This window comes from Hyphomicrobium sp. CS1GBMeth3 (assembly GCF_900117455.1).
Lineage (GTDB): Bacteria > Pseudomonadota > Alphaproteobacteria > Rhizobiales > Hyphomicrobiaceae > Hyphomicrobium_C.
Genome location: NZ_FPHO01000003.1, coordinates 383,631 through 396,514, shown reverse-complemented (window position 1 = coordinate 396,514; position 12,884 = coordinate 383,631). Strand labels below are relative to the sequence as shown.

The following is a 12,884-nucleotide window of genomic DNA, read 5'->3' as shown; positions in this document are numbered from 1 at the left end:
CGACGTCGGCGACGAGTCGGCTACAAAGGAAGTCGGAAACGATGAGACACGCTGAATGGCGCGAGAGCAAAAGCCGTTAACTCAGAACAAGGCCGCGACCTCTCGCGCCCGGCGCGGGACTGGCGTCGGGCGGCCGAAGCTCAGCGTCGCGGCGCCGGATGCTGAGTTGCGGATCAGGGAGGCAGCGCTTGAGCTTTTCTCCACACGCGGCTTCTCCTCCGTGACGACGAAGGACATCGCGGACGCGACGGGCTTCAATCCGGCGCTGATCTATTACTATTTCGGTAGCAAGGAGGAACTCTTCCGGCGCGCGGTGTCACTGGCTGTGGAGCGGGCCTTCGAGCAGTTCCGCATCTCGCGCCAAGGGCGCGAGCGTCCGCGTGACATCATCTACGGCTGGCTCGACACGCACATTCTGCAGTTCGGTACGATTGCCAAGCTGGTCATGATCTCGATCGACTATGCCAAGACGGCCAAGCGCAAGTCGCGGCTCGACGAGGTGATCCACCGCTTTTACGACGAGGAGCGGGACGTGCTGCGGCAGACGCTTTCGGCAGGCGTGAGGTCCGGCGATTTCCGCGACGTGGATGTGGATGAGACGGCAACGTTCATCTCAACGTATCTCGACGGTGTCTTCGTGCGATCCGTGATCCTGAAGAAGTTCGATCCCCTCGCGGCGATCCGGCAGCTGCGTGCCTTTCTCGACGCTCACCTCAAGCCGTAGTCCAGGCCTAGCGGCGAGGGGCGTTGATGCTGCGCAGGTGGCGCGTGGGGCACACCCTGGGCTGAGCGACAAAGAATTGCGTTGACAGATGGGCAAACCTGCGGCGGATTAGAGGCGTGACGGTGTTGCCACACGCCCCGTGCGGGTGGCGACTAAGAGGGAACACGGTGAGGCGCTCGCGCCGATCCCGTGGCTGCGCCCGCAACTGTTAGCGGCGAGTCCTCTCCAATATTTGCCACTGGAGCCCCGCGTTGAGGCTCCGGGAAGGCTGGAGAGCGATGCTTGAGCCGTGAGCCAGGAGACCTGCCGACACAAGTCGCCCATCCTCCGTGCGGGACGCTCGGTGGAACGGTTACCCGTAGTGGCGGCTGATGTGCAACCGATCGGGAGCTACGTCAGGCATGGCCGGGGTTTCATTCACCCACAGATCGTGAGATCGAACTCGCGTTAGCGAGCCGCGCTGCGTAACGCGTGCGCGCAAGCGATCGCCCAGTTTTGTAGGCCGCACCTGCTGAGCTCCCGTCATCGACCGTGACGGGGGACCTTCGTGTCTTATAGAATTCGGACGACTGCTTCACACAGTCTCGGCGCTTCCAGAGCGCTGCTGCTGTCGACGTGTGCATTTCTAGGCGCTGCCTCAAGTGCCGCTCTCGCGCAGGACGCGGGAACGACCGTTCTCGAGGGCATCACCATCTATTCCGCCAACCGAACGCCTACCGATGCGGCCAAGGTCGGCTCGTCCGTCGAGGTGTTGACTGAGAAGGATCTCGAGAAACAGTCGCGCACCTATCTCAAGGACTACCTCGAGCAGCTGCCGGGCGTGAATTTCAGCCAGAACGGCCCGCCCGGCTCGTCGACCCGCATCTCGCTGCGCGGCGCCGCCGGCAAGTACGTCAAGGTGCTTGTCGACGGCATCGATATCAGCGACCCGTCGGGCGTCGAGACGGTGGCTCAGTTCGAGAACCTGCTGGTCGGCGATGTGTCGCGCATCGAGTTGCTCAAGGGTTCGCAAAGCACGCTTTACGGCGGCGACGCGGTGGCCGGTGTGATCAGCATCGAGACCAAGGGTGCGACGAAGCCCGGCTATTCCATGAGCGGCGGTGTCGAGGGCGGCGAGTACGGCACTTTCCGCGGAGCGGCCACGGCGGGCTATGCGGCCAACGACGGCTCGAATATCGCCTTCACGGTGCAGGGCGTCGACACGGACGGCTTCTCTGCTGCAGCGGTTGGAACCGAGGATGACGGATACCGGAATCTCACGTTCTCCGGTCGCGGCGAATACTACCTCTCGCCGTCCGCGAAGATCTTCTTCGCCGCTCGCTCGCTGGATGCCACCAACAAATTCGATGGCTTCCCGCCGCCAACATTCACGCTCGGCGATACGCCGGATTATACGGATACCGTGCAGCACGCTGGCCGAGTCGGCACCGAGTTTTCGCTGCTCAACGGTGCGTTTCAGAATACGTTCGCCGTGCAGGGCATGAAGGTCGAACGCGACAACTTCTCCGGCCCGCTCTCCACCGGCTTCTTCGAGGGTGACCGCATCAAGGGCGAGTACAAGGGCGTCCTGACATTCAATGACCGCCTGACCTTGCTTGCCGGTGCGGACTGGGAGGAGACAGGCGCGGAAAGCGTCAATACGGTGGGTCGCAATACGGCAGACGTCACTGGTGCCTATGCCCAGCTCATGATGGAGCCGATCGACGGTCTCGTGCTGGCGGGCGGTGGTCGTATCGACGATCACAGCAGTTTCGGCCAGTTCGACACCTACCGCCTGACGGCTGCCTACCTGATCCCCGGGACGGAGACCAAGCTGCGCGCCAGCCGGTCGACGGGTTTTCGCGCGCCGAGCCTTGATGAACTGTTCGGCTCGTATTCCTTCGCGCCGGATTACGGCAACCCGAATCTCGATCCGGAGGAAAGCGAGAGCTGGGACGCGGGTATCGAGCAGGGCTTCCTAGATGGACGTGTGAAGCTCAGCGCTACCTACTTCGAGCTCAACACCGATAATCTCATCGTCTACAACTTTGCCTGCGGTGCGCCGGGTGTTTTGTGCCTCATCAACGTGCCCGGCGAGACGCAACGCAGCGGCGTCGAGCTATCTGCTGCCGCGCTGATTACCGATGGTCTCGCCATAACCGCCGGCTATACGTACGTCGACACCGAGACGCCGAACGGCGAGCGGCTCAATCATGTGCCGCGTCACAACTTCGTGGCCGGCATTGATATCGAGCCGATGGACAAGGTCGAGCTGAACGTCACCGTGAAGTATGTGGCGGACACGCTTCAGAGCGCTAGCGTGGAGCTTGACGACTACGTACTCGTCGGCGCCAAGGCGGCCTATGAGTTCACGCCGGGCTGGAAAGCCTATGTGCGTGGCGAGAACCTGCTCGACGAGGAGTATCAGACAGTTCTCGGCTATGGCACGGCGGGCCTTTCCGTTTACGGCGGCTTGACGATGGCATTGCCCAACGATTGATGGAAACAGGCAAGGAGGCTCAGGCTGAGGTCCATGCTGCATCATGAGCCCGCGCTTGGGCTTCCTTGCTTTTCGTGACGTCATGGAGAGACGGACATTCAAACTGCCGACGGCGCGGTAACGCCTCAAGCAAGTCCGGACTATTTCGCGATGGTCGATGCGGCGCCTGGCCGTCGCGGGTTGCCGCGTGCGTTCGCCATGCTCGCGAGCACGGCCTTTTCGCTTCTGATCCATGGCGCCGTTTTGGCGGCCGTCGTGACCTGGATTGAGGCCGATCCCGGTGCGGTAGCACCTAAGACGGACGCCGTCAGCGTCGAGTTGATTCAGACCGAGGTGCTGGAAGCCGTCGCGGCTGCGCCCTCTGTCGAAGCAGAAACGGCGCCCGAGTCCGTTCAATCCGATCCGGGCGAGTCCGTCGACAGCGCCTCCGCCAGCGTTTCGCCGACGGAGCAGTTGAAGCCTGTCGATCCGGCAGAGAATGTCGTGGCTCAGGAAGTGGCTGCCCGCTCCGAAGCGTCTTCGCCCGCGGGGTTAGAGGTTCTGCAAGGCATGCTAGCGAGCGAGGATGCCGTAGGGTCGCAGGTGCCCGCCGAGCGCCCCGCCGCGAAATCCGTTGAAGTGACGCGAAAAGCCAAGCAGCGTGAGAAACCGGTCAAGACGGCCAAGCTCCCCGATCCGGCTGAGAAGCGTGATACGGAAAGCCCGTCACGAAAGAAAGGCAGCGCGAGTTCGCGGGCTGCGAAGGGCTCTGCTGCGTCGGCGGCTCGGGTTTCGGCGAGCAAAGGCTCGGCGGTCAATTACGCCGCAATCGTGCGGGCGCGCGTCGCGGCGCGTAAGCCTGCGGGAGGCGGGATGCGCGGTACGGTCTTCGTCGCATTCGGCGTCTCGCGCTCGGGCTCCGTGAGCTATGTCCGTGTCGCGCGCTCGTCGGGGAACCCCGGCCTCGATGGCAAGGTCGTTGCCGCCGTTCGCGGCGCGGGGCCATTTCCTATGCCTCCGCCGGGCGCGAATCTGCGCTTCGCGATGCCATTCAGTTTTCGCTGATGATCGCGACAGGATGCGATGTCAGGGCTTCGGCAAGGTGTCGGGCAGTCGAGCCTTGTCGATCTCGTACGTCTTGCCGAGTGGGCCGTCGTCGACGACCTTGGCGTAGCCCTTCAAGAAGGCGCCGAATGCGACAAGTCTGGCATAGACTTCGTCGCGATCCGCGCGCGGCGGCAACGGCTTCGGATCGATCACAGCTTCCGGCGCGAAGACCCGATTGCCAGTGGTCTTCAACAGGCGAAGCATTTCGTCCGGCGAGATAAGCTCGTCCGGACTGTAACCCCATTTCTCTCGGTTCGCGCGGTCGCCGCCGAAGAACATGAAATTGAAGAACTGATCGCTGATGTCCGGCTCTGGCTTGTGGGCGATCGGGTAGCGCAGGATTTTCATCTTGTTCCAGCGGTCGCCGGGGAAGCCCGTTCTGATCAACCAATCTCCTCGTTCGCCGTGCTCGCGGATCCAGCTCGTGCGGCTCGCGTAGAGATCGCCATCCGGGTTGCGGTAGATGGCTATGCCGCCAATGAGATTGTGAGAGAGCACCAAAGCGACCATCACGGCCAACGCTCGCGGTCTCGTCTTCAGTGGCTCATAGATGAAGACAGCGACGAGAATTGCAATGGCCGGGAGGCTTGTGATCCAGACTTCTCGCTCGGCTGGATTGAGCTTGATGTTCGCCGCCACGACGATTGCAAACCAAAGGAAAACGAACGCGACCTTGATATCGAGCGGCCGACGTTCTTTTGCAAAGATCGCTCTCACGACGAGATATGCGAACCAGACCAGCGCAGCGACAAACGTAGCGACTGCAATCCAGATGGCTCCGTAGTTGCGAGTGGCGAAGAAGAAGTCCTCGGCGAAATAGTGGTGCTGCGGAACCAGCCTTTTGATCAACTCCTCCGCGCCCGGCAGGGCATAGAACGGCATGAGAGAGAGAAAATCGTGAAGGATGGCCAGGCCGGCCTTTGCAAAGGACAAGACGCCAATTTCTGGCGGGAAGAACTCGTCACTACGCGCGACTAGGAGGCCCGAAAGCTCGGTCATTTCGGGAAAGCGGCCGAGTTCCCCCCAGAGCGCCAGGACGACACTCAGAAGATAGACGCCAACTCCCGTTGCACCGTAAGCCAGAAATTGAAGAAAATAGCGCTTGTGCAGGAACAACAGGGTGGCGGCGAAGAAGAGCGGAAAGGCCGTCGGCTGGTAATAGGTGACAGCGACACCGGACGCGGCCCCCAGGAGGATTGCCTGCGAAACGCGCAGCGGCGGGCGATCGAGGTAATGAAAAAGGAGGTTGAGGCACAGAAGCGTGAGAAACGTGGCGCCGATATAGACTTCGACCTCGGTTGCGTAGCGCAGAAAGCCGTACGAGAAGGCGAGCGTCAACGCGCCGAAGACACTTGTCGGTCCCGATAGGTCCAACTCCGTTCGCAGCAGTCTGTATAGGAGAAGAACCGAACCTGCGGCGAAGATGGCCCCGAGGGCGCCAAGCACGATGTAGACATCGAGTTGCAGGCCCAGACTCTCCGCCGCTTGCACGGCTGCGCGATTGATCCGGTAGAAGAGGAGCATCCGCGAATCCGGATTGCTCCAGAACGAGGCAACCTCGGCATCTGCGGAGAAGGTGAGCGTGTCTACGGCTTCGACCCTATTCGACACCTTGGTCATCAGAAAGAAAAGGACGAGCAGCGAAAATGCCGTGAAGGCTGTCCGGGAAACGACGCGTAGATCAGAGGCCTCTTGATCGAATGTGGCGACGCGCGCGGCTGTCATATCATCAGTCAATGGATCTGGTCGCCCGTGAGCATCGTTTCCAGGCCGTGGTTAGATAAAAACGCGCTTATACGCAGTCGGAAAAAGCGCTCATGGTTTCCGTGCCGCTAAGGATGTGCCTGCAAGGATCCCGGCGATCTGTTCGCTCGCCCTGCTGTGGCTCGGGCGCGTTGTATGTGCTGGCGGATGCGTTTGAATCGTTCGGCCGAGATGGCCAGATATCTGTCGCTCTGCAGGGGGACCGGGCGAGCCTTCGGACGGCGCGCTGTTGGGGGAACCCGGACATCGGACGTCGTTAGAGCTTCGGCAAGGTGTCGGGCAGTCGAGCCTTGTCGATCTCGTACGTCTTGCCGAGCGGGCCGTCGTCCACGACCTTGGCGTAGCCTTTTAAGAACGCACCAAATGCGGCAAGCCGTTTGTGAATGCCGCTATTATCAATGCGGGCCGGCATCGGCCGGGGTTCCAGCACGGCATCAAGGATGAATAGCCGGTTGCCTGTCGTCTTCAAAGTTTTCAGCATTTCGTCTGGTGTAAGCCTGACGTACGGGTTTGCTCCCCAGCTCTGTACCGTGGCCGTCTCGCCGTCGAAGTACATGAAGTTGAAGAATTGGTCGGCGATGCCAGGATGAGGCTTGTTGGCGATTGGGTAGCGCTGGATACGCATGCGATTGAACCAATCGCTTGGCTCTCCTGTGGTGAGTAGCCAGTCGCCGCGTTCGCCATGCTCCCGGACCCAACTTGTGCGGCCCGCAAAGAGGTCTCCCGCTTCGGAACGATAGATGGCGATGCCGATCAGGTTGTGACACAGCAGAAGAACAACCATCAAGGTGAGTTGCCAAGCGCGGGCTCTTAATGGCTCGTAGACGGTTACGGCGAGCAGGATGGCGATGGCCGGAAATGTTACGATCCAGACTTCTGTTTCGCCCGGATTGAGCAGGAGGTTCGCCGTGCCGGCGAATGCGAGCCAGGTGACCACGAAAACGGTCTTCACGTCTAAAGGATCGCGCCGTGTTGCGCGGATCGACGTAATGATCAGATAGAAGAGCCAGGCCCAGACGGCGACGAACGTAACCGCCGCGATCCAGGCGAACGGGTTCTGACGCGCGGCAAAGAAAATCTCCTCGGCGTAATAGTGGTGGTACGGTAGGAAGCGCCGGATGATGTCCTCCGTGCCCGGCATGCCGTGAAGCCACGTCAACGATGTGAAATCGTGCAGGATAGCTAGCGCTGCTTTGGCGAAGGAGAGAATGCCGAATTGAGGTGGATGGAACTCTTCGCTGCGCGCGAGAAGGAAGCTTGTCAGCTCGCGGAGGCCCGGTATGTGACCAAGCTCGGTCCATAGGGCGAGAATGGCAATGAGAGCGTAGGTGGCGACCCCGGCCGCGCCATAGGCCACATACAGGATGATAAAGCGACGGTGCAGGAAAAGCACGGCAGCCGCGAAGAAGAGCGGGAATGCTGTCGGTTGGTAGTAGCTGACCGCGAGGCCGCTTATGGTGCCAACGCCAATGGCGTCGCGGATCGTGAACGGGCTCCTGTCCAGGCGGGATAACAGTATGTTGAGGCAGAGTAGGATCAGGAACGCGCCGCCTGCGTAAACCTCGATCTCGCTCGCGTAGCGCAAAAACCCGTATGAAAAGGCGAGCGTCAATGCGCCTGCTATGCTTGCCGGCGCTGAGAGACCGAATGCTCCCGAGAGCAGCCGATACAGAAGGAGGACGGCGCCCGCCGCGAACGAGGCGCTCAAGAACCCGATGACGGTGTAGACGCTGAGGTTCAGGCCGAGCCCGTCGACGGCTCGGAACGCAAGCCGGTTGAGGCGGTAGAACAGGATCATCCTGGAATCGGGATTGCTCCAGAACGGCGCCACCTCGGCGTTGGCCGAGAAGCTCAGAGTGTCCACCGCCTCGACGCGATTATCGGCGCTCGAGGCGAAAAAGAAGATCACGAGCAAGCAGAATGCGGCTGCCGCATGCACCCGATTGGGCTGCCGGCCTGAGAGTGTTCCGTCAAGTTTTTCCGTCGTCATGTTTCCGCGGTTAAGCGACTTGAGCCGATCGGGAGATGCTATGTTTCCTCGTGAACGGGCGCAGACACCGGGGCGCGGTCGTGTCCGACAGGCCCGAGCCATTCGTCAACGCTGCGTCCGGCAATGATGCCGGCGATGCGCTCGCTTGCCTTGCCGTCGCCGTAAGGGTTGTGGACGCGGGACATCTCGAGATAGCACGCTCTGTCGCGAAGCACGTCAGACACGCTGTCGAAGATGCGCTTGCGGTCCGTTCCAACGAGGCGGACCGTTCCTGCCGCAACGGCCTCTGGCCTTTCGGTGACATTGCGCATCACGAAAACGGGCTTGCCGAGGGACGGCGCTTCCTCCTGGATGCCGCCGCTGTCGGTAAGGATCACGTAGGATCGGCGCATCAGATACACGAACGGCAGGTAATCCAGCGGCTCGATCAGATGCACATGCTCAACGCCGCTCAGGATGTCTCGCACCGGTTTCTGGACGTTGGGGTTGAGGTGAACCGGGTAGACCACCTGCAAGTCGTGCGCTCGCGCGAGGTCGGCGATGGCCTCGCAGAGATGGCGGAACGGCTCGCCGAAATTCTCTCGGCGGTGCCCTGTTACCAGCAGCAGCGGGCGATCGGCGTCGAGGAACGCGAACTGGTTCCGCAATGAGGCTTCGAGGCCGGGACGCTCATCGATGATGCGCACCGTTTCGAACAAAGCATCGATGACGGTGTTTCCCGTAACGTGAACGGTGGTGGGGTTCGCGTTCTCGGCCAGAAGATTGGCGCGTGCGCTCGTGGTCGGCGCAAAGAAAAGGTTGGCGATGGCGTCGGTGACGCGGCGGTTGATCTCTTCCGGCCAGGGCTGCAGTGGATTGCCGGAGCGCAGGCCGGCTTCGACGTGTGCTACGGGAATTTTCTGGTAGTAGCAGGCGAGAGTCGTCGCCAACGTGGTCGTGGTGTCGCCGTGCACGAGCACGAGATCAGGCATCGCCTTGACGAGAACAGGCTCGATCTTCTGAAGGATCGCGCAGGTTATGTCGGTCAACCCCTGCGCAGCCGTCATGATGTCGAGGTCGTAGGCCGGCTCGATCTGGAATAACGCGAGGACCTGGTCGAGCATCTGCCGATGTTGCGCTGTGACGCAAACCTCGACGTCGACGCTGGGCTCCCGCTGTAAAGCCATGACGACGGGCGCCATCTTGATGGCTTCCGGGCGCGTGCCAAAGACAACAAGGGTTTTCATAATCCGACCTAACGGCAAGTTCAGTAAATCGAGCGCGAAGTCATACGGAGGCCTGCTCCCGCTTTTTCCGGTGCATTGAGGGGCGAGATAGTTGAGAAATCGGTATTCCGCATAACGGGCTTTCGCCGCCCAGGCTGATCGGGGCCTCCGGCCTTAATGACGTTTTCCGAACCTTCTGGATCAACAGTCCACGAACCTGCACTCTCCGCTTGCCATTGCCAAGGTGCGCGAATGACGGTGCCTAGGGGGAATACTTAGGGTATCTAGGGATGTCGCGGCAATCGGCTGACGGCTGACGGCTCTTGGTGCAAGTGATATATCATTTGAGGAAGTTGCTTCCGTGCCTTTTGGGCGGGCCGTGAGATCATTTCCTATAATGATGTTTGCATAATGTGCCATTAACCTTGGCTGCCTTCGCCAACAGCAGAGCGGCGTTTTAGATAGTAGTATGCATGAGTTGAGTTTATCTGGTGTAGAATGGCATATACGCCAAAATCTGCGAGTAATGTTCGGAATATTCTTTCCGTAAACCTGGAAGACTACTTCCAGGTTGCCGCCATGCGGCAGGTTATTCCGCAGCGTTATTGGTCCCGATTTGCATTGCGCGTTGAAAAATCGACGTTGGCTACCCTCGATCTGCTTGATCGCACTGACCAGAAAGCCACTTTCTTTGTACTCGGTTGGATTGCCGAGCGTTGCCCGGATCTTATCGCCGAGGTGGCGCGTCGCGGTCATGACGTGGCCAGTAAGGGCTATCTTCATCGGAACTACACGCAGCTCTCTCCCGAGGATTTCCGCGTCGATTTCCAGCGCTCCCGCAACGCCATCGAGGCGGCGACGGGGCAGAGGGTCCTCGGCTACCGCATTGCGTCCGGCACGCTTCCGACAGACGATCTCACGCCGTATGAGATCCTGGCAAAAGAAGGCGTGAAGTATGACTCCAGTGTTCGCCCGTTCGGCTTTGCGTTCGCCGGTCGGCCGGAGTGGCGCAAGATTCGCGAGATCAAGGGCCAGGACTGGTCTCTGACTGAAGTTCCGCTGTCCTCCGACAGCATCCTCGGCGTACCGGTGCCGATCACGGGCGGCAACTATCTGCGGCAGGCGCCGCGCGCCCTCTACGAGTGGCGCCTCGCCAGCTATCTGCAGAACAGCACGGAGCCCTGGCATCTCTATTTCCATACCTGGGAGTTCGATCCCGACCAACCGCGGGTGTCGGCGGCAAAGCGGCTGAGCCAGATCCGTCACTACCGCAATCTCGAAAAGATGAAGGAGCGCGTCGAGGCGTTCCTGACCACGCATCGCTTCCAGAGCATTGCGGATTATCTCGGGCTTGCCCCGGAAACGGCCGCTGCGCCCCAACCCGTGGACGCTGCGGGGGCGGCCGTCGCGCGTGCAACGGGCGGAACGAAGGCCACGATTGTGGTGCCTTGCTACAATGAGGAGGAGACGCTTCCGTATCTCGCAGGCAACCTCGCCTCGTTCGCGAAGGAGACAGCGGGACGCTTCGATTTCTCCTATATCTTCGTCGACGACGGTAGTGCCGACGGCACCTGGGCCAAGCTGCAAGAGCTGTTCGGCAATCGCGCCGATTGCCAGCTCATTCAGCATCCCGAGAACCGCGGCATTGCGGCGGCGACGATGACCGGCATCCGCGCGGCGCGAGACGAGATCGTCTGTGGCATCGATTGCGATTGCAGCTTCGATCCGCACGAACTCGCAAAGATGATCCCGCTTCTTACACCGGACGTCGATCTGGTGCAGGCCTCGCCCTACCATCCCAAGGGCGGCGTCATGAACGTTCCGGGCTGGCGGCTCGCGCTCTCGCGCAACCTGTCGCGGATCTATAATCGCATTCTCAATCATCGTTTTGCGAGCTACACGGCGTGCTTCCGTGTCTATCGCCGCTCGAAGATCGCGCCGCTGCAGCCCTCCAACGGCGGGTTCATGGGCATCATGGAGATGTTCATTCTCTTGGATCAGAGCGGCTCCAAGATCGTCGAGTACCCGACTGTGCTCGAGACGCGCCTGCTCGGCGTTTCGAAGATGAAGACGCTTTCCGTGATCAGGCAGCATCTCGGCCTGATCCGCGAGCTCTTGTTCTCGCGTGCTGATGTTCTGAGGAGGGCCGGCGTGGGCGACCAACACAGGTCATCCGACAGGACGCGCCGTGTCACGCACGAGGTCCTATGACGGCGACCCTGCGCAGTATTGAACCCGGCCGCTCTTTCGCAGGCGAGGCTGAGCCTTCGCCCGCGTCATCGGGAAAGCAACGGTGGTGCATCGTCGGCGGAGGCATGCTCGGCCTTGCGCTCGCCCACAAACTCGCAGGACCTAGCCGCGAGATCACGGTGCTCGAAGCTTCGGATCGTTTCGGTGGTCTTGCCGACGCGTGGAAGCTCGGGCCTATCACCTGGGATAGGCATTATCACGTGGCGCTGCTCTCGGATCGGAACCTCGGCGCGCTGCTCGCCGATATCGGTCTCGATGGGCAGATGAACTGGACCACGACCAAGACTGATTTCTATACCGGCGGCACGTTCTATCCGTTGAACGACGCAATCGATTACTTGCGCTTCAAGCCGCTCAATCTGATCGAGAAGTCGCGGCTAGCGTTCACCATTCTCTATGCGTCGCGCATCCGGAATGGCGTGCGGCTCGAAAGCATCCCCGTCGATACGTGGCTCAAGCGGCTTTCCGGGCGTGGCGCCTACGAGCAGGTTTGGCGGCCGCTGCTCCGCGCCAAGCTTGGCTCCAACCACAATGTCGTGTCGGCCTCCTTCATTTGGTCCGTGATCAACCGCTTTTACGGAGCGCGCCGGAGCGGGCTCAAGAAGGAGATGTTCGGAACCGTCACGGGCGGCTACGCAACCATTATCGAAGCTCTGATGCAGAACCTCACGAGCCGCGGCGTCGTCTCGCGTACCGATAGTCCCGTCCGTTCGATCCGCCGCGTCGCCGACGGCGTAGAGGTGAGCGCGAAGGACTGGGAGGGAACGTTCGATCATGTGGTCGTCACCGCGGCTGGCCCGCTCGCGGCTCGCATGTGTCCGGACCTCAACGAGCCGGAGCGGGAGCGTCTCGCCAGCGCGCGCTACCAGGGTGTCGTGTGCTCGTCGTTGCTGTTGAAGAAGCCGTTGCGTGGCCGCTACCTGACCTACATCGCTGACGAGACCATTCCCTTCACGGGCGTCATCGAGATGACCGCGGTTGTCGATCCGCGGGAGTTCGGTGGACGCTCTCTTGTATATCTGCCGACGTACGTGCCTTCGGGCGATCCGTTGTTCGAAGTGCCGGATGAGGAGATCCGCCGGCGGTGCGTGGCGGCGCTGAGCCAGATGTACGACACGTTTTCCGAGGACGACATTCTGGCGTTTCGGGTCTCGCGGGCGCGCAACGTGATGGCGATCCAGTCGCTCAATTACTCGCAAAAAGTGCCGCCGATGGAGACAAGCATTCCGGGTCTCTATATCGTGAACTCCTCGCAGATCATCAATGGTAATCTCAACGTCGACGAGACGATCGGGCTTGCTCAGAAGGCGCTTGGCAGTCTCTTGGAGTTCGAGGCCAGGACGCCGTTGCACGGCGTTGCGCAGAGCCGCAGGACGGCTTGATCAG

General features: G+C 61.0%; 8 protein-coding genes and 1 riboswitch. Of the genes, 5 read left to right on the top strand and 3 right to left on the bottom strand.

Going from position 1 to position 12,884, the window contains the following annotated elements:
• The first annotated feature begins 55 nt into the window (after nt 1-55).
• The 3 genes from CS1GBM3_RS09165 to CS1GBM3_RS09155 all read left to right on the top strand — a co-directional run bounded on the left by CS1GBM3_RS09165 (nt 56) and on the right by CS1GBM3_RS09155 (nt 4,247).
• Nucleotides 56-724, top strand: a complete 669-nt coding sequence (locus CS1GBM3_RS09165) for a TetR/AcrR family transcriptional regulator (RefSeq protein WP_072394781.1) — start codon at nt 56-58, stop codon at nt 722-724.
• Nucleotides 725-827: 103 nt separating this feature from the next.
• A riboswitch (cobalamin riboswitch) is annotated at nt 828-1,050 on the top strand.
• A 221-nt stretch (nt 1,051-1,271) separates the two neighbouring features.
• A complete protein-coding gene (locus tag CS1GBM3_RS09160; RefSeq protein ID WP_244534605.1) occupies nt 1,272-3,203 on the top strand; it encodes a TonB-dependent receptor plug domain-containing protein in 1,932 nt (643 codons plus the stop codon).
• 150 nt (nt 3,204-3,353) lie between these two features.
• The gene (locus CS1GBM3_RS09155; protein WP_072394779.1) at nt 3,354-4,247 is read left to right on the top strand and encodes an energy transducer TonB family protein; all 894 of its coding nucleotides are present in this window, start codon (nt 3,354-3,356) and stop codon (nt 4,245-4,247) included.
• Between the two features lie 21 nt (nt 4,248-4,268).
• Here the strand turns inward: CS1GBM3_RS09155 and CS1GBM3_RS09150 are convergent, their stop codons facing one another.
• The 3 genes from CS1GBM3_RS09150 to wecB all read right to left on the bottom strand — a co-directional run bounded on the left by CS1GBM3_RS09150 (nt 4,269) and on the right by wecB (nt 9,269).
• Entirely contained in the window at nt 4,269-6,014 is a 1,746-nt protein-coding gene (locus tag CS1GBM3_RS09150; protein ID WP_072394776.1) for a hypothetical protein, read from the bottom strand.
• 295 nt (nt 6,015-6,309) lie between these two features.
• Entirely contained in the window at nt 6,310-8,043 is a 1,734-nt protein-coding gene (locus CS1GBM3_RS09145; protein ID WP_072394774.1) for a hypothetical protein, read from the bottom strand.
• 38 nt (nt 8,044-8,081) lie between these two features.
• The gene (gene wecB, locus CS1GBM3_RS09140; protein ID WP_072394772.1) at nt 8,082-9,269 is read right to left on the bottom strand and encodes a non-hydrolyzing UDP-N-acetylglucosamine 2-epimerase; all 1,188 of its coding nucleotides are present in this window, start codon (nt 9,267-9,269) and stop codon (nt 8,082-8,084) included.
• Between the two features lie 621 nt (nt 9,270-9,890).
• On the opposite strand from wecB, the gene CS1GBM3_RS09135 reads away from it, so the two are divergent.
• Both CS1GBM3_RS09135 and CS1GBM3_RS09130 read left to right on the top strand, forming a co-directional pair.
• Entirely contained in the window at nt 9,891-11,459 is a 1,569-nt protein-coding gene (locus CS1GBM3_RS09135) for a DUF3473 domain-containing protein (protein ID WP_072394770.1), read from the top strand.
• On the top strand, nt 11,456-12,880 hold the full coding sequence (locus CS1GBM3_RS09130) for an NAD(P)/FAD-dependent oxidoreductase (protein WP_083567374.1): 1,425 nt from the start codon (nt 11,456-11,458) through the stop codon (nt 12,878-12,880). The genes CS1GBM3_RS09135 and CS1GBM3_RS09130 overlap by 4 nt, the downstream gene beginning before the upstream one ends.
• The last annotated feature ends 4 nt before the right edge of the window (nt 12,881-12,884 follow it).

Excerpts from the sequence above, each read along its gene's own strand:
- CS1GBM3_RS09165 (WP_072394781.1), top strand. The coding sequence starts at position 56 with ATGGCGCGAGAGCAAAAGCCGTTAACTCAGAACAAGGCCGCGACCTCT.
- CS1GBM3_RS09155 (WP_072394779.1), top strand. The coding sequence starts at position 3,354 with ATGGTCGATGCGGCGCCTGGCCGTCGCGGGTTGCCGCGTGCGTTCGCC.
- CS1GBM3_RS09150 (WP_072394776.1), bottom strand. The coding sequence starts at position 6,014 with ATGACAGCCGCGCGCGTCGCCACATTCGATCAAGAGGCCTCTGATCTA.
- CS1GBM3_RS09145 (WP_072394774.1), bottom strand. The coding sequence starts at position 8,043 with ATGACGACGGAAAAACTTGACGGAACACTCTCAGGCCGGCAGCCCAAT.
- wecB (WP_072394772.1), bottom strand. The coding sequence starts at position 9,269 with ATGAAAACCCTTGTTGTCTTTGGCACGCGCCCGGAAGCCATCAAGATG.
- CS1GBM3_RS09130 (WP_083567374.1), top strand. The coding sequence starts at position 11,456 with ATGACGGCGACCCTGCGCAGTATTGAACCCGGCCGCTCTTTCGCAGGC.